Source organism: Elioraea sp., from assembly GCF_022842375.1.
Classification (GTDB): Bacteria; Pseudomonadota; Alphaproteobacteria; order Acetobacterales; family Acetobacteraceae; genus Elioraea_A.
This window is the reverse complement of record NZ_JALHPR010000009.1, coordinates 27,706-42,827: the sequence shown is the minus strand read 5'-3', so window position 1 is coordinate 42,827 and position 15,122 is coordinate 27,706. Positions and strand designations below refer to the sequence as shown.

The window sequence follows — 15,122 nt, the reverse complement described above, 5'->3', positions numbered from 1 at the left end:
CCCTCCCTCACAACATTCCGGCGGCGCGCGGCAGCCCGAGCACGATGTCGGGGAACGCGATGCAGAGGCCGAGGCAGATGAGCTGCATGCCGACGAAGGGCCACACGCCGCGATAGATGTGCGACATCGTGACCGACGGCGGCACGGTTCCCTTCAGGTAGAACAGCGCGAAGCCGTAGGGCGGCGTCAGGAAGCTCGTCTGCAGGTTCACGGCGCACAGCATGGTGAACCACGGCATCACCTCGGCCGCCGTCTGCAGATGGTCGCCGAAATCGAGTGCCTTCACGACCGGGTAGAACACCGGCAGCACGATCAGCGTGATCTCGGGCCACTCGAACGGAATGCCGAGCACGAAGATCAGCGCCATCAGCACCAGCAGGATGCCCCAGCTGTCGAGCCCGAGGCCGGTGAAGAGGCCGATGATCAGATCGTCCCCGCCGGTGACGCGGAACACGAAGCTGAACACCGTGGCGCCGATGAAGATCATGAAGACCATGGCATTGGTCAGCGCCGACTGCTCGAGCACCTGGCGCATGACGGGGCCCGTCAACCGCCCCTTCATCGCCGCGAGCGCTGCCGCCCCGACGCAGCCCACGCCTGCCGCTTCCGTCGGCGTTGCCCAGCCGGAATAGATCGAGCCGAGGACGAAGGCGATCAGCGTGAGTACGGGAACGAACCCGCGGAGCACCAGGCCGAGATACGCCGCACCGCTTGCCGGCATGTCGGCGAGTGCTGCGCGCGGCGCAAGCTCCGGCCAGATCGTGCAGGCGATGACGATGTAGCCGAGATAGAGCACCGACAGCAGCAGCCCCGGCACGAGCGCCGCGGCGAACAGCGGGCCGACAGGGATGCTCATGATCTCGGCCATCACCACGAGCATGATCGATGGCGGAATCAGGACGCCGAGACACCCAGCGGCCGCGATCGCGCCGGTCGATAACTGTTTCGAGTAGGAGTTGGCCAGCATCGTCGGCAGGGCGATGAGCGACAGCACCACGATCGAGGCACCGACGATGCCCGTCGTCGCCGCCATGATCGTGCCCATCAGGATGGTGGCCAGCGCCATCGAGCCGGGCACGCGGGCGAGCAGCACCTTCAGGCACTCGAGCAGGTCCTCGGCGATGCCGCTTTTCTCGAGGATCGAGCCCATCAGGATGAACAGGGGAATCGCGACGAGAACGACATCGGCGGCGATGCCGCCCCAGATGCGCGGCATGATCGAGAGGAACTGCGCCGGCCTGAGCACGCCGAGCTCGATCCCGACCCAGCCCGCGATCAGCCCGACGCCGCCGAGCACGTAGGCGACGGGCAGGCCGCTGAACAGCAGCACCAGCAGCGTCACGAACATGATGACGGGCAGGTAGTCGAACAGAAAGTCGGTCATCGCGCGATCACCGGCTGGGCACGCTCAGCCTCGGCGCGCGGGCCGAACAGGAACACCAGCAGCCTGAGCATGTTGCACGTCCCCGCCATGATGAGCAGCAGCGCGCCGATCGGCATCACCGGCTTGATCAGCCAGCGATGCGGCAGGCCGGAGGGATTGTCAGACGCCTCGTTGAAGCGCCACGACGCCTCCCAGAACACGAAGCCCCAGCGCATCAGCATGATGACGAAGGGCAGGAACAGGATCAGAAGGCCGGCGAGCTCGATCCACGCCCGCGTGCGCTCCGACAATCCGCTCACCGCCATGTCGATCCGCACATGCACGTTGCGCAGGTAGCCATAGGCGAGCGAGAGCATGAACAGCGTGACGTGGAAATGCCATTGCAGCTCGAGCAGGCGAACGGAGGTGATGATCGGCACCTCCACGCGCAGGCGCCGCGTGATCACCTCGAACACGATGGCCGCGACCATCAGCACCATCATCCAGGCAACGATCTGGAGGCAGCGCCGCGGCAGGATCTCGAGCCAGCCGGCAAGCCGCAGCAGCGCACGCGAAAGGCCAGCGTTCATGTGGCTGAGCGCCTGGAGTGAAAGGGTTTGAAACGACGGTGGGCCGCGCGAGGCGATCGCACGGCCCACCCGGTGGTCATGGCGTCAGTTCCGCAGATAGCCGAGGTCGCCCCAGATCTTGTAGTTGGCGCGGAACGCGGTGAGCGAGTCCCACACCTTCTTGAAATCGGGGTTCGAGGCATTCTCCTCGACGACCACCTCGTCCCAGCCCTTGCGGAAGGCTGCGATGAACTCGGGACCCCAGGTGTGGAACGTGACGCCGCGGCGCTGGAGTTCCTGCATCGCGGCGAACTGCAGCGCCTCGCCCTCGGCCAGGCCGAACACGACGTTGGCGTCGCACACGCTTTCGACCATCGCCTTGCGCTGCGCGCTCAAGCCATCCCACAGCGGCTTGTGGACATAGAGGTGGTAGAGCGAGGCGGGCTGGTGCCAGCCCGGGAAGTAGTAGTGCTTGGCCACTTGGTGCAGGCCCATGCCGAGGTCGAGAGCGGGCTGGCCGAACTCGGTCGCGTCGATCGTGCCGAGCTGCAACGCCTGGAACAGTTCGCCGGCGGGCTGGTTCGTCGTCTGCACGCCGAGCTTGTTCACCACGCGGGCGCCGAGGCCGAAGAAGCGCATGCGGATGCCGCGCAGGTCACCCAGCGTCTTGATCTCGGTGCGGAACCAGCCCGAGGCTTCCGGCGGGGTGATGCCGCAGACGATCGACTTGACGTTGTACTTCGCGTGCACCTCGTCCATCAACGCCTGGCCGCCGCCGTAGCGCATCCACGCCATGAACTCGCCTGCCTCGGGGCCGAACGGAACGGCGGAGAAGAGCGCGAGTGCGGTGTTGCGCCCGGCATACTGGCCGGCCGAGACCCAGCCGGCCTCGATCGAGCCGTTCGAGACGCCGTCGAGCACCTGCAGCGCGGGGACGAGCGCGCCGGGTTCCATGAAGCGGATTTCGAACGTGCCGCCGGAGATCGCGGCGATCTGCGTCTCGACGCGCTTTCCCATGGTGCCGAGATGCACGAGGCTCGAGGGATATCCGCTTGCCATCTGCCAGCGCAGGCGCTGCTGCTGCTGTGCCTCGGCAACGCTCGGCAGCGCAAGCGCGGCGGCGATGCCGATGCAACCCGCGGCAAACACTCCGCGCAACGACGACGCTTCTCGCATGGACACATCTCCCCTGTGACTGTGCTTCGTTGATCGCAACAAGAGCGGTCCGTTGCGGGACTGTCAAGGAAGCGCGTCGGGAATTGTCGGGATTGCATTGGGGCGGGGGCGATGTCGTGCACGCGGCGATTGCGCCGCCGCCGGACGCACGCGAGAGTGGCGCCGAGACTCATTTCAGCGGAGCATTGTGATGCGGCGTCGTGACCTCATCGCCGGTGCGTCGGCGTTCGGGCTCGCAGGCTGCGTCACCGTCGCGCCGCCAAGCCTGCCGCCGGGCGCGCTGCAGGAGCGCCGGCGCATCGGCGTGGTGACTGCCTTCGACCCGCAGCTCGAATTGACGTTTTCCGGCATCACGGTCTTTGACAGCCTTCCCAAGACGGTGACTGTCGATTGGCCGCTGAATGCACAGAGCCTCGCCCTCGCGCGTCGACTGCTCGAACCTCACCACACGCTTGTCGAAGTCCAGCTGGATCCGGCAGCGATCGTCGAGACGCAGCGGCCAGTTGGCTTTCGGACGCCCGAGACCCGGCTCGGCGATCTGCTGCGCGCGCGCGTGACGCCCGGTGCGGTCGATGCGCTCGTGCTCGTCATGACCGCATCGGTGAAGGCACAGGACTTTCCGATCGTCGGGTCCGGCCAGACGATGCCGTATGGGCTCCGCGTCACTGGCCGGATCGCCCGGAGCGAGCAGGGCGGCCTCACTGCGCAGTCAGCTTTCGCGGTTGCGTACAAGGCTGTCGTGATCGACGGAAGAACGCTCGATCCGCTAGTGGCCGTGGCGCCAACGCAGATGATGCAGACCCTGTATTGGCGCTGGAACGTCGAGACGCTGCCGCTGGTCAGGCTGGACTTCACCTGGCGTGGCCAGGAGTGGACCGAGATGCCCCTAGAGCAACGTGAGACGCTTCGCCTCGCTGCGACCTCACTGGTCGAAGGAAGCCTTCCCAAGGCGCTCGCGAGAACGGGGCTGCTTCCGGGGCCTGCAGGCGCATGAGCGGCCTTGCGCCGTCGATGGCATCCTGCGTCCGCCCGTGGGCGCGCCGTGCGCGCCCATCAAGCCAACGACCGCAGGAGCGAAGCCCAGGACCGGAGCGTTTTGGCGGAGGGGATGGGATTCGAACCCACGGTAGGAGTTGACCCCCTACAACAGTTTAGCAAACTGCCGCCTTCAGCCGCTCGGCCACCCCTCCGCCGAGAGCGGTGTGTGCACGGCATATGCAACGCACCGCTTCTACCGGGCCACCCCCCTCACGTCAACGAAGCGTCGTCCCGCTCCGGCTGAGCCGCAACCTCGGCCTCCGCCCGCACCGCCTTCTCCGTCCACCGCTCCACCAGCCGCCAGGCAACGGCCAGCAGCACCGGGCCGAGGAACAAGCCGAGGAACCCGAACGCCAACAGCCCGCCGATCACGCCGAGGATGATCAGGATCAGCGGCAGGTTCGCGCCACGGCTGATCAGCCAGGGGCGGATGATGTTGTCGGTCGAGCTCACCGCGATGCCGCCCCAGACGAGCATGAACAGGCCCCAGCCCGTCTCGCCCTCCGCGAACAGCCAGGCGGCGGCCGAGGCCCAGAGGATCGGCGCGCCGACCTGAACGATCGACAGCAGCACCGTCATGAAGCCGAGCACCGCCGCCCCGGGAACGCCGGCGATCATGAAGCCGATCCAGGCCAGGATGCCCTGCAGGATGCCGGTGCCGATCAGGCCCCACACGACGCCGCGCACCGTATCGCCCGTCAACTGCAGCAGCTCGAGCGCGCGCTGGCTGCCGACACGCTGGGCGATCGCCTTGAGGCGAAGCACCAGCGCCTCGCCGTCGCGATACAGGAAGAACGCCACCAGCAGTGCGAACAGGAGCTGCAACAGCCCCTCCCCCACGGCCAGCGCGAAGGCGAGCGCCATGCGCCCGAGGGCTGCCGTGTGCGGCTCGATCAGCAGGCGCAGCGCCTCGCCTCCCTCGGCGAGCGCGGGTGCCACCTCGGCCCAGAGCCCGTCAAGCGCGCTGCCGATCAGCGGCAGGCCGGCGATCCAGGGCGGGGCGAGCAGCGGCAGCGCCGCCCCGATGCGCCGCGCGACATCGCCGGCGCCCGTCAGGTTGCCGGCAAGCCCCGGCACGATCAGCACCAGCGGCACCACGAGCACGACGGAGGCGAGCAGCACCATCGTCGCAGCACCCCAGGTGCGGCCGATCCGTGGCGTAAGCCAGGCCTGGCCGAACCAGGTCGCGTGGACGAGAACGCCGGCCAGCAGGATCGGCGAGATGAAGGGCCTGAGGATCGTCAGGCATGCGACGACGAGCGCGCCCAGCAGCACGAACGCGATGGCGCCCTCGATCAGTGCGCTGCGGCTCCCGAACGGCCTGAGCCCGTCGGCCATCGCCCGGGTCGCCTGCCGGGGCCCGCTCAGGCTGCGTGCCGCATCGGCACGGCAAAGCCGCGCATAACGGCGGGCCGCGCCATCATCCGCTCGTACCAGGCCTTCACGTTGGGCAGGGCGGCGAGGTCGACGCGGTGGCGCTCATGCCGCCAGGCCCAGCCGAGGATGGCGAAATCGGCGATCGAGGGCTCGCCCGTGGTCGCGACGAAGTCACGCCCCGCAAGTCGCGCGTCGAGAACGCCGTAGAGCCGGTTCGTCTCCTTCTGGTAGCGCGCGAGCGGGTGCGCGCGGGCCGCCTCGTCCTGCACCTGGAGATAGACATGCACCTGCCCCGGCATCGGCCCGAAGCCGCCCACCTGCCACATCAGCCACTCCCACACCGCGACCTGCTCCTCGAGCGCTGCAGGCATGAAGCGGCCAGTCTTCGCGGCGAGGTAGAGCAGGATCGCGCCGCTCTCGAACACGCTTACCGGGGTTCCCTTGGGCCCCGCATGGTCGACGATGGCGGGGATCTTGTTGTTCGGCGCGATCGCGAGGAAGGCGGGCGCAAATTGCTCGTCCTTCGTGATGTCGACGACATGCACCGTGTAGGGCAGGCCCATCTCCTCGAGTGCGACGGAAATCTTGCGGCCGTTCGGCGTGTCGAAGCTGTAGAGGTCGATCATCCGGTCCCCCGTGGCGTTGAGGGGCGGACGCTAGAGCATGCGCGTTTGCGGTGGAATGGGGCGCGGTGGAATGGGGAGCGGGCTCAGGCAGCGCCGCGCATGCTCTCGCCGGTGGCCTCGAGCGCGGCGAGGTAGCCCTTCGCCCAATCGGCGGCGCTGTTGGTGGCGAGCATCGCGCGGTCCAGCGCCGCCCGCGTGCGCCGCTCCTCAACCCCCATGCGCAGCGCCGCGTCCAGCCCCTCGGCGATCTCGTCGGGGTCATGCGGGTTGACGAGGATCGCCCCCTTGAGTTCTGCCGCGGCACCGGCGAAGCGCGAGAGAACAAGAACGCCGGGGTCGTCATGGTCCTGTGCCGCGACGAACTCCTTCGCCACCAGGTTCATGCCATCGCGCAGGGGTGTGACCAGGCCGACCCGCGCGAGGCGGTGGAAGCCAGCGAGCGTCGCGCGCGGCAGTGCCCGCGTCATCCAGCGGATGGGGATCCAGTCGATCTCGCCATGTTCGCCGTTGATGCGCCCGGCAAGCTCGTCGAGTTCGCGGCGGAGCGCGCGGTACTGCGCCACCTCGTTGCGGCTGACGGGAGCGACCTGGAGGAAGGTCACGCGCCGTCGATGCTCCGGGAAGCGCTTCAGAAGCGCGGCATAGCCGCGGAAGCGCTGCGGCAGGCCCTTGGAATAGTCGAGCCGGTCGACGCCGAGGATGAGCGCCCGGCCGCCCAGGCTTTCGGCCAGCCTGCGGGCCTCGGGCAGCGACGCGGCGCGCGCAGCCTCGCGGGCGAAGCTCTGCGAATCGATGCCGACAGGAAAGGCCGTGACGGGAGCGGAGGCGCCGATGCCGGCCAGGGCATCGCGCATGTTCACCGCATCGGCCTCTGTCTGCACGCCGAGGAGGTCGAACGCGGCGAGATCGGCGAGCAGCCTCGCACCCTGCGGCAGCGCATCGAACAGCGCGGCGGGCGGAAACGGCACATGCAGGAAGAAGCCGATGCGCTGGTGGCACCCTTGCGCGCGCAGCGCGGCCGCGAGGGGAAAGTGATGGAAATCGTGAACCCAGATCACGTCGTCCGGTCGCAGCAGGGGGGCGAGCGTTGCCGCGAACCTGTCGTTCACCGCGCGCCACGTCTCATGCTCGTCGCGCCGGAACTCGGCGAGCCCCATGCGGTAGTGCAGCAGCGGCCAGAGCGTGCCGTTCGAGAAGCCCCCGTAGTAGCCGCGCTTCTCCGCTGCCGTCAGGTCGATCGTCGCGAAGCGCGTGCTGCCGGCGGTGGCGATCGCGGGGGGCCCTGGTGTGTCGGAGGTCTCGCCCGACCACCCGAACCAGAGCGCCTCGCGGCCCGCCAGCGCCTCGGCGAGGGCCACGGCAAGCCCACCTGCCTGTGGCGCGCCGCGCGGCTTCGGCGAGGGCACGCGGTTGGAGACGATGACCAGCCGTTTCATGCCTCTCCCTCCGCCACGATCCTTGCAAGCCAGGCACGCACGCCTTCGGGGCCGCCGAAGGCATCGGCGACGCGAAGCCCGATGCCGCCGAGTGCGAGGGCCGCGGAAATCGCGTCCTCATCCGTTACGTCATCGCCGACGAAGATCGGAACGCGCCCCGCGAATGGCGGTTGCGCCATGAGTGCCATCAGCGCGCGGCCCTTGTCGGTGCCGGCGGGGCGAAGCTCGACCGCCATGTGCGCGCGCAGCAGGGCGAAGCGATTGTCGGCCGCCACCATGGCGGACAGCGCATCGACGAAGGCCGGCAGCGCCTCGGGGCAGCCGCGGGCGTGGAGGGTGAAGCCGACCGGCTTGCGCTCGAGGATTGCGCCGGGGCGGCTCGCGGCCAGCACCTCGGCGTCGGCTAGCCAAGCCTCTGGCACGGCGAGATGGGCCTGGCGCTCTGCCTTGCCCTCGCCCACGCGCCGAAGCACGGCGCCATGCTCGCCGGCAGCGGCGAGGCGCGTCGGGCTCAGGAACCGGTCGAGCGTCTCGATCGTGCGGCCGGAGAGGATCGCGGTGGCGCCCTCGGTCGTCCGCGCCAGGAGGGCGAGCAGGCCCGGAAGCTCCGGTGGAACCCTGATCGCCTCCGGGGTTGGTGCGATCTCGACGAGCGTTCCGTCAAAATCGAGAAATACTGCCCCGCGCCGCGCGATGTCACGCGGCGGTATCTGTTCGATCCCGGCCATGCCGAATGGTGTACCGGAACAGGGATGGAAAGACGACCCTGATCACGGCATCGTGAGAGTGGCGGTCTCAGCCTCACATTACTTGGGAATACTAGCCGAGCTGCTTCCTGAGCACGTCGTTCACGAGGGCTGGATTGCCCTTGCCTGCCATGGCCTTCATCACCTGGCCGACGAAGAAGCCGAACAGCTTGTCCTTGCCCGAGCGGTACTCGGCCACCTTGTCGGCGTTCCTGGCCAGCACCTCGGCCACCGCCGCATCGATCGCGCCGGTGTCGGTCACCTGCCTGAGGCCCTTGGCATCGACGATCGCTGTGGGATCGTCGCCCGTCTCGACCATCGCCTCGAACACTTCCTTGGCGATGCGGCCGTTGATCGTCGCATCCGCGATGAGGTCGATCAGCTTGCCGAGGTTGGCGGCGGAGACTGGGCTGTCGGCGATGGTTCGCCCGGTGCGGTTCAGGGCGGCGAAGAAATCGCCCATCATCCAGTTGGCGGCGAGCTTCGCGTCACGGCCAATCGCTACCGCCTCGTAGAAATCCGCCGTCGCCTGTTCGGCGACGAGCACGCGGGCGTCGTAGGCCGGCAGGCCGTAGTCACGCATGAAGCGTGCGGCCTTCGCGTCCGGCAGTTCCGGCAGCTTCGCCTTCAGGCTTTCGACCCACCCGGCATCGAGCACGAGCGGCAGCAGGTCAGGATCGGGGAAGTAGCGATAATCGTGCGCATGCTCCTTCGAGCGCATCGACCGCGTGGTGCCGCGCGCGCTGTCGAACAGGCGGGTTTCCTGCGCGACCTCGCCCCCCTCCTCCCACACTGCGATCTGCCGGCGGGCCTCCGCCTCGACAGCCTGCATGACGAAGCGGATGGAGTTGACGTTCTTCACCTCGCAGCGCGTGCGATACGCCTCGCCGGCCTTGCGCACGGAGACGTTGACGTCCGCGCGCATGGAGCCTTCCTCCATGTTGCCGTCGCAGGTGCCGAGGTAGCGGAGGATCTGGCGCAGCTTCGTCAGATACGCGCCCGCCTCCTCGGGTGAGCGGATGTCGGGTTCCGACACGATCTCCATCAGCGCCACGCCGGCCCGGTTCAGGTCGATGTAGGACTTGGTCGGGTGCTGGTCATGCAGCGACTTGCCGGCATCCTGTTCGAGATGCAGGCGCGTGATGCCGATCTCCTTCGTCGTGCCGTCGGCGAGGTCGATCGTGACCACGCCGGTGCCGACGATCGGGTGCTGGTACTGGCTGATCTGGTAGCCGGCGGGCAGGTCGGCGTAGAAGTAGTTCTTCCTGTCGAACCGGCTCTCGAGATTGATCTGTGCGTTGAGGCCGAGCCCGGTGCGCACGGCCTGGGCCACGCATTCGCCGTTGATCACCGGCAGCATGCCGGGGAAGGCCGCGTCGACGAAGCTCACCTGCGTGTTCGGCTCGGCGCCGAAGGCGGTGGCAGCACCCGAGAACAGTTTCGACTGCGAGATCACCTGCGCATGCACCTCGAGGCCGACGACGACCTCCCACGTGCCGGTGGTGCCTTCGAGTGTGTAGGTCATGCTCTACGCCCCCGCCCTGAGCTGCGGCATCGCCGTGAAGCCCGCCGCCTGTTCGATGGCGCGGCCGACGCGGAACACGGTTTCCTCATCGAACGCACGGCCGATCACCTGCAACCCCAGCGGCAGGCCCGACGCGTCGAGGCCGGCGGGCACCGCAATGCCGGGAAGGCCCGCGAGGTTCGCCGTCACCGTGAAGATGTCGTTGAGGTACATCGTTACCGGATCGTCCTGGTTCTCGCCGATCGCGAAGGCGGCGTTGGGCGTCGCGGGCGTCAGGATCGCATCCACGCTCTCCCACGCGACATCGAAGTCGCGCGCGATCAGCGCCCTCACCTTCTGCGCCTTCAGGTAATAGGCATCGTAGTAGCCGGCCGACAGCACATAGGTGCCGATCATGATGCGGCGCCGCACCTCCGCCCCGAAGCCTTCGCCCCGCGTCGCCTCATACTGCGCATCGAGGCTGTCGCCCGGCACGCGGAGGCCGAAGCGCACACCGTCATATCGCGCGAGGTTGGATGACGCCTCGGCCGGGGCGACGATGTAGTAGGCAGGCAGCGCGTATTTCGCATGCGGCAGGCCGATCTCGTGGATCGTGCAGCCCGCCTCCTTCAGCCAGGCGATGCCCTGTTCCCAGAGTGCCGCGATCTCGGGCGAGAGGCCTTCGAGGCGGTATTCCTTCGGCACGCCGATGCGCAGGCCCTTCACGCCGTGGCCCAACGCCGCCGCAAAGTCGGGCACCGCGATGTCGGCCGAGGTGCTGTCCTTCGGGTCATGGCCCGCCATGGAGCGGAGCAGGATGGCGCAATCCTCCACCGTGCGCGCCATCGGCCCTGCCTGGTCGAGCGAGGAGGCGAAGGCGACGATCCCCCAGCGCGAGCAGCGGCCGTAGGTCGGCTTGATGCCGACTGTGCCGGTGAAGGCCGCCGGCTGGCGGATCGAACCGCCCGTGTCGGTCGCCGTCGCACCGAGGCAGAGGCGTGCTGCCACCGCGGCCGCCGAGCCGCCTGAGGAGCCGCCTGGCACCAGGTCACGATTGTCGCCGCGGCGCTTCCACGGGTTCACGACGTTCCCATAGGCCGAGGTGGTGTTGGACGAGCCCATGGCGAACTCGTCGAGGTTCGTCTTGCCGAGGCACACCGCCCCGTCGCGCCAGAGATTGGCCGAGACGGTGCTCTCGTAAGGCGGCACGAAGCCGCCGAGGATGCGGCTCGCGGCGGTGGTCTGGATGCCGGCGGTACAGAACAGGTCCTTGATCGCGAGCGGAATGCCTTCGAGCGGCCCTGCCTCGCCGGCAGCGATGCGCCCGTCGGCCCGCTTGGCATCGGCCAGCGCGCGCTCGGGTGTCGTCACGATGAAGGCGTTCAGCGAGGCCAGCGCCTCGATCGCATCGACATGCGCCTGGGTCAGCTCGGTCGCCGACACCTTCTTCGCGGCGAGCAGCCGCGCGGCTTCGGCGAGCGTCAGGTCGGTGAGCGCGCTCATTCCACCACCTTCGGCACGGCGAAGAACGCCTCGTCCGGCCCGATGCGCTCGGGCGCGTTGGCGAGCACCTTGTCGCGGATGTTGCCGTCGCTCACCACATCCTCGCGCATCTTCAGCGCCATGTGCGCTGCCCCCGTCAGCGGGGCGATGCCGTCTGTGTCCACCGCGTTCAGCTGCTCGATCCAGGCGAGGATGCCGTTGAGCTCGCCTTGCAGGGTCGCGACCTCATCTTCTGCGACGCGGATGCGGGCAAGCGTGGCGATGCGGCGGATCGTATCGGCGTCGAGCGACATGCGCCGGGAACTCCCAAGGCTTCTGATAAGGAGCGGGGGTGGTAGCATCGCGGCATGACGCTTGCCAATCTGGCGGATCTCCGCGCTGCCCTCCCCCGTGGCCAGAGGCTGATCGGCCTCGACCTTGGATCGAAGACCATCGGCGTGGCGCTGACCGACGTGTCGCTGACCATCGCCAGCCCCTATGGCGCGCTTGTCCGCGCCAAGCTCGCCAAGAACGCGGCCGAGGTGGCCGCGATCGCTGCCAAGGAGGGGGCCGGCGGGGTGGTGGTCGGCAACCCGCTCTCGATGGATGGCGGCACGGGCCCGGCGGCGCAGGGGGCGCGCGACTGGGCGATGGCGCTCTCGGCCGCCGCGGGGCTGCCAGTCGCGTTGTGGGACGAGCGGCTGTCCTCGGCGGCCGTCAACCGCATGCTGATCGGCGAGATGGATCTGACCCGCCGCCGCCGCGCCGCTGTCGTGGACAAGGCTGCAGCGGCCTACATGCTCCAGTCAGCGCTGGATGCGACGCGGGGCGCTTGATCGTGCCGAAATGACGTGCAACGTTTCTCAAGTGATCTGCAATGCACGCTATCGTCGCAGCAATATCATTCAGTAGGGGAAGTAGTTGACAGACATTCGCATGCGCATTGCAGTTGTCGCCGGGGCGCTTCTGCTCCTCGGCGGAGGGATGTCCGCCACGGACGCAAGCGAGTGGTCGGTGGCCCAAGCCGCGCCTGCTGCCCGCGCATCACCGGCTGCGACGGCGGCGGTCGAAAAGTTTGATCCATCATCCAGCGTCAAGCCGGGGACCTTCACGTACCGCCTCACGGAGGGTGAGCGTGTCACAACGCATCGCGTCACCGTGAACCAGGACGGAAGCGCCGTGATGCGGTTGGATACCGGTGAGGATGTCTCCAGGGCGTTTACACCCTGGCGCAATCTTGTCAGCCATGGACGGTTCCGGTTCACCCCGAACCATAACGGCTTCCTCCCGGAAGGCACGCCCATGCGGGTCGGCCTGACCTGGACCCACAGCTACACGACTACGGGCGGTTCCGAACTGATTCAGCGGATACGTACGTGCGAGGTCACCGACTATGCCCCGTCAACGACGATCGGTGGGACCACCTTTGCCGACGTCTTCACCACCAGATGCCGAAATCAGCGCGTCGGAAGGTCCATGCCACTCGATGAAGTCATGCTCTGGGGGGCCGGGCGCGTGAACCTCAGATACACCGAGAGTTCCGTCAGCATGGTGCCTCGTGTGACGGAGATCGTTTCGGTCAGTCGATGATCTCTGACGGGACAGGCAGCCTCGCCCGCCGCTTGGGATCAATCGAGCGATAGATCAGGCGTGGGCATGTCACGCCCATCGACCAGCGCCAGCGCCTGATCGCGCCAGAGCGCGTATCCCCGATCGACCGTCATGACGTCGGTGAAGCCGGCCTCGGTGAGGGCGTGTGCTGCCCAGCCCGATCGCACGCCCACCTCGCAGATGAGGACGACCGGCCGTGAGCGCTGGCCGTCCACCGTCTCCGACACGGCGGTGCTGAACTGCCGCGGCGTGTAGCGATCGAAGGGAAACCAGGCTGCGGTGTGCGGCGGTTCGCGGCGGTCAACCCGTTCCTGCGGCAGGCGAACATCCACAAGAACCGCCTCGCCGGCCACCGCGAGCGCAAGCGCCCGCTCAGGCGAAACCACCGAGGGGCCCGCCGTAGGCGCCCCTCCAGGCCTTCCTTCCGGCCCGGCGCAGGCGCCAGCGAGAAGCGCGACGAGCACTGCGCGTCTGGACCACTGCATGCCCCCCCCCCCCCAAAGGATGAGACTTTCAATCACGGAACGATCCCATGGCGCCTCGTTCGTGTCTAACGCAAAACGATCCGCGGCTCAGGACGGTTGACGAGGCCGTCGACAAGGCGTGTCGTTGCTCTGTTCCACCAGGAGGTGATCATGAAGCGAACCGCCGCGGCCCTTGCTTTCTCTCTCCTCGCCATGCCGGCAGCGGCACAGACCACCCTCCGCGTCGGGCTGATCGCCGACCCGAACATGCTCGACCCCGCCCAGTCAGGCAGCGTGTTCGAGCGGGTGATCTTCTCCGCCCTCTGCGACAAGCTGGTGGATCTCGACGCTGACCTTCGCTTCACACCGCAGCTCGCCACCGCCTGGGCCTGGGGCGACGATGGCCGGTCGCTCACCCTCACACTGCGCGAGGGCGTGCGGTTCCATGACGGCACGGCCATGGATGCGGCTGCCGTGAAGCTGAACCTCGACCGCTACCGCGAGGCGCGCGAGAGCCGGCGCAAGACCGAGCTCGCCTCAGTCACCGCCGTCGAGGTGGTCGATGCCCGCACCGTGCGGCTGGTGTTGAAGGCGCCCGATGCGCCGCTGCTCGCCGTGCTGGCCGACCGTGCCGGCATGATGATGTCGCCCACGGCCATCGCGGCCCTCGGCGACCGCATCCACACCAACCCGGTCTGCGCCGGGCCCTTCGCCTTCGTCCGCCGCGTGGCGCAGGAGGTGATCGAGCTTCGGAAGTTCCCCGAGTACTGGGATGCGGGCCGCATCCACGTCGACCGGGTGGAGTATCGGCCGATCCCCGATGGCACGGTGCGGCTCGTGAACCTCCGCGCGGGGCAGCTCGACCTGATCGAGCGCGTCGCGCCGAACGATGTGGCCGCGGTCGAGCGTGACCGGACGCTGCGGCTGATCGCCGGTCCGGCCATGGCCTACCAGACGCTGAGCATCAACGTGGGCGCCGGTGAGCGTGCCAAGGGGCCGCTCGGGTCGGACCCGCGCGTCAGGGCAGCGCTCGAGGCCTCGATCGACCGGGCGGTGATCAACCAGGTGGCGCTGGAGGGCCAGTTCATTCCCTCAAACCAGTTCGAGCCGCCCGGCAGCACCTTCGCCGCCCCCGCCCGCCCGGTGCCGCCGCGCGACGTCGCCCGTGCGCGGGCGCTGCTGCGGGAAGCCGGCCACGCGAGGGTCGCGTTCGAGCTGGCCGTGACGAACAGCCCCGTCGAGCGCCAGGTGGCGGAGATGATCCAGGCGATGGCGGCCGAAGCGGGGTTCGACATCGCCATCCGCGCCACGGAAAGTGCGGCCATGGTCGCCGCCACCCGCCGGGGCGACTATGACGCGGCCATCGCGATCTGGTCCGGCAGGCCTGATCCTGACGGCAACATCGCGATCTGGCTGCAATGCGACGGGTTCGTGAATTGGGGGAAGTACTGCAACCCCCGGCTGGATGCGCTGCTGGCCCAGGCGCGCGGCGTGACGGGCATCCCCCAACGCCAGGCCCTTTACCGGGCAGCGGCGGAGGTGTGGATGGAGGATCGGCCCCATCTCGTCCTCTACCACCACAAGGGGATCTGGGCGTCGCGCGCCGCCGTGACCGGCTTCGCGGCACATCCCGACGGGCTGATGCGGCTGCAGGATGTGAGGGTGGCACGCTGAGCGCTTGACGGCGCCACCGCACGGTCGTTCCCTCCGCCGCCGATCAGGGTTGGAGG

At 68.3% G+C, this 15,122-nt stretch carries 15 protein-coding genes and 1 tRNA gene; 4 read left to right on the top strand and 12 right to left on the bottom strand.

The features are described 5' to 3' along the window. Positions 1–7: 7 nt before the first annotated feature. The 3 genes from Q0C38_RS10020 to Q0C38_RS10010 form a co-directional block, all read right to left on the bottom strand. Positions 8–1,384 carry a TRAP transporter large permease subunit gene (locus Q0C38_RS10020; RefSeq protein WP_291296944.1) on the bottom strand — a complete coding sequence of 459 codons (1,377 nt, stop codon included), beginning with the start codon at positions 1,382–1,384 and terminating at the stop codon, positions 8–10. Then, positions 1,381–1,953, bottom strand: coding sequence for a TRAP transporter small permease subunit (locus tag Q0C38_RS10015; protein ID WP_291296943.1), 573 nt, complete (start codon positions 1,951–1,953; stop codon positions 1,381–1,383). The genes Q0C38_RS10020 and Q0C38_RS10015 overlap by 4 nt, the downstream gene beginning before the upstream one ends. 84 nt (positions 1,954–2,037) lie before the next feature. Continuing rightward, positions 2,038–3,108, bottom strand: a complete 1,071-nt coding sequence (locus tag Q0C38_RS10010) for a TRAP transporter substrate-binding protein (RefSeq protein ID WP_291296942.1) — start codon at positions 3,106–3,108, stop codon at positions 2,038–2,040. 190 nt (positions 3,109–3,298) lie between these two features. Here Q0C38_RS10010 and Q0C38_RS10005 point away from each other — a divergent pair, with 190 nt between their 5' ends. Beyond that, entirely contained in the window at positions 3,299–4,102 is an 804-nt protein-coding gene (locus tag Q0C38_RS10005) for a hypothetical protein (RefSeq protein ID WP_291296941.1), read from the top strand. 103 nt (positions 4,103–4,205) lie between these two features. On the opposite strand, the gene Q0C38_RS10000 is transcribed toward Q0C38_RS10005, so the two are convergent. The 8 genes from Q0C38_RS10000 to gatC all read right to left on the bottom strand — a co-directional run bounded on the left by Q0C38_RS10000 (position 4,206) and on the right by gatC (position 11,631). Then, a tRNA-Ser gene (locus tag Q0C38_RS10000) sits at positions 4,206–4,298 on the bottom strand. A 58-nt stretch (positions 4,299–4,356) separates the two neighbouring features. Continuing rightward, positions 4,357–5,484, bottom strand: coding sequence for an AI-2E family transporter (locus tag Q0C38_RS09995; protein WP_291296940.1), 1,128 nt, complete (start codon positions 5,482–5,484; stop codon positions 4,357–4,359). A 26-nt stretch (positions 5,485–5,510) separates the two neighbouring features. After that, on the bottom strand, positions 5,511–6,149 hold the full coding sequence (locus Q0C38_RS09990; RefSeq protein ID WP_291296939.1) for a glutathione S-transferase family protein: 639 nt from the start codon (positions 6,147–6,149) through the stop codon (positions 5,511–5,513). 83 nt (positions 6,150–6,232) lie between these two features. Further along, a complete protein-coding gene (locus Q0C38_RS09985) occupies positions 6,233–7,585 on the bottom strand; it encodes a trehalose-6-phosphate synthase (protein WP_291296938.1) in 1,353 nt (450 codons plus the stop codon). Next, positions 7,582–8,313 carry a trehalose-phosphatase gene (otsB, locus tag Q0C38_RS09980; protein ID WP_291296937.1) on the bottom strand — a complete coding sequence of 244 codons (732 nt, stop codon included), beginning with the start codon at positions 8,311–8,313 and terminating at the stop codon, positions 7,582–7,584. Before otsB ends, Q0C38_RS09985 begins: the two co-directional genes overlap by 4 nt. A gap of 91 nt (positions 8,314–8,404) precedes the next feature. Next, positions 8,405–9,856: an Asp-tRNA(Asn)/Glu-tRNA(Gln) amidotransferase subunit GatB gene (gatB, locus tag Q0C38_RS09975; protein ID WP_291296936.1), complete on the bottom strand. Its 1,452-nt coding sequence runs from the start codon at positions 9,854–9,856 to the stop codon at positions 8,405–8,407. 3 nt (positions 9,857–9,859) lie between these two features. Then, positions 9,860–11,338 (bottom strand): Asp-tRNA(Asn)/Glu-tRNA(Gln) amidotransferase subunit GatA, encoded by a 1,479-nt coding sequence (gene gatA / locus Q0C38_RS09970; protein ID WP_291296935.1) that lies wholly within the window; start codon positions 11,336–11,338, stop codon positions 9,860–9,862. Beyond that, positions 11,335–11,631, bottom strand: a complete 297-nt coding sequence (gene gatC / locus Q0C38_RS09965) for an Asp-tRNA(Asn)/Glu-tRNA(Gln) amidotransferase subunit GatC (protein ID WP_291296934.1) — start codon at positions 11,629–11,631, stop codon at positions 11,335–11,337. The genes gatA and gatC overlap by 4 nt, the downstream gene beginning before the upstream one ends. Positions 11,632–11,685: 54 nt before the next feature. Here gatC and ruvX point away from each other — a divergent pair, with 54 nt between their 5' ends. Beyond that, positions 11,686–12,153 carry a Holliday junction resolvase RuvX gene (ruvX, locus tag Q0C38_RS09960; RefSeq protein WP_291296933.1) on the top strand — a complete coding sequence of 156 codons (468 nt, stop codon included), beginning with the start codon at positions 11,686–11,688 and terminating at the stop codon, positions 12,151–12,153. Positions 12,154–12,238: 85 nt separating this feature from the next. Beyond that, positions 12,239–12,907 (top strand): hypothetical protein, encoded by a 669-nt coding sequence (locus Q0C38_RS09955; protein WP_291296932.1) that lies wholly within the window; start codon positions 12,239–12,241, stop codon positions 12,905–12,907. Between the two features lie 38 nt (positions 12,908–12,945). Here Q0C38_RS09955 and Q0C38_RS09950 read toward each other — a convergent pair whose 3' ends face one another. Further along, positions 12,946–13,413, bottom strand: a complete 468-nt coding sequence (locus Q0C38_RS09950; RefSeq protein ID WP_291296931.1) for a rhodanese-like domain-containing protein — start codon at positions 13,411–13,413, stop codon at positions 12,946–12,948. A gap of 150 nt (positions 13,414–13,563) precedes the next feature. Here Q0C38_RS09950 and Q0C38_RS09945 point away from each other — a divergent pair, with 150 nt between their 5' ends. Further along, positions 13,564–15,066 carry an ABC transporter substrate-binding protein gene (locus Q0C38_RS09945; RefSeq protein WP_291296930.1) on the top strand — a complete coding sequence of 501 codons (1,503 nt, stop codon included), beginning with the start codon at positions 13,564–13,566 and terminating at the stop codon, positions 15,064–15,066. Positions 15,067–15,122 lie beyond the last annotated feature (56 nt).

Coding starts and splice junctions, on each gene's coding strand:
- Q0C38_RS10010 (WP_291296942.1), bottom strand. CDS start 3,108: ATGCGAGAAGCGTCGTCGTTGCGCGGAGTGTTTGCCGCGGGTTGCATC.
- gatB (WP_291296936.1), bottom strand. CDS start 9,856: ATGACCTACACACTCGAAGGCACCACCGGCACGTGGGAGGTCGTCGTC.
- Q0C38_RS10005 (WP_291296941.1), top strand. CDS start 3,299: ATGCGGCGTCGTGACCTCATCGCCGGTGCGTCGGCGTTCGGGCTCGCA.
- Q0C38_RS09950 (WP_291296931.1), bottom strand. CDS start 13,413: ATGCAGTGGTCCAGACGCGCAGTGCTCGTCGCGCTTCTCGCTGGCGCC.
- otsB (WP_291296937.1), bottom strand. CDS start 8,313: ATGGCCGGGATCGAACAGATACCGCCGCGTGACATCGCGCGGCGCGGG.
- Q0C38_RS09990 (WP_291296939.1), bottom strand. CDS start 6,149: ATGATCGACCTCTACAGCTTCGACACGCCGAACGGCCGCAAGATTTCC.
- Q0C38_RS09945 (WP_291296930.1), top strand. CDS start 13,564: ATGAAGCGAACCGCCGCGGCCCTTGCTTTCTCTCTCCTCGCCATGCCG.
- ruvX (WP_291296933.1), top strand. CDS start 11,686: ATGACGCTTGCCAATCTGGCGGATCTCCGCGCTGCCCTCCCCCGTGGC.
- Q0C38_RS09985 (WP_291296938.1), bottom strand. CDS start 7,585: ATGAAACGGCTGGTCATCGTCTCCAACCGCGTGCCCTCGCCGAAGCCG.
- Q0C38_RS10020 (WP_291296944.1), bottom strand. CDS start 1,384: ATGACCGACTTTCTGTTCGACTACCTGCCCGTCATCATGTTCGTGACG.
- Q0C38_RS09995 (WP_291296940.1), bottom strand. CDS start 5,484: ATGGCCGACGGGCTCAGGCCGTTCGGGAGCCGCAGCGCACTGATCGAG.
- gatC (WP_291296934.1), bottom strand. CDS start 11,631: ATGTCGCTCGACGCCGATACGATCCGCCGCATCGCCACGCTTGCCCGC.
- gatA (WP_291296935.1), bottom strand. CDS start 11,338: ATGAGCGCGCTCACCGACCTGACGCTCGCCGAAGCCGCGCGGCTGCTC.
- Q0C38_RS10015 (WP_291296943.1), bottom strand. CDS start 1,953: ATGAACGCTGGCCTTTCGCGTGCGCTGCTGCGGCTTGCCGGCTGGCTC.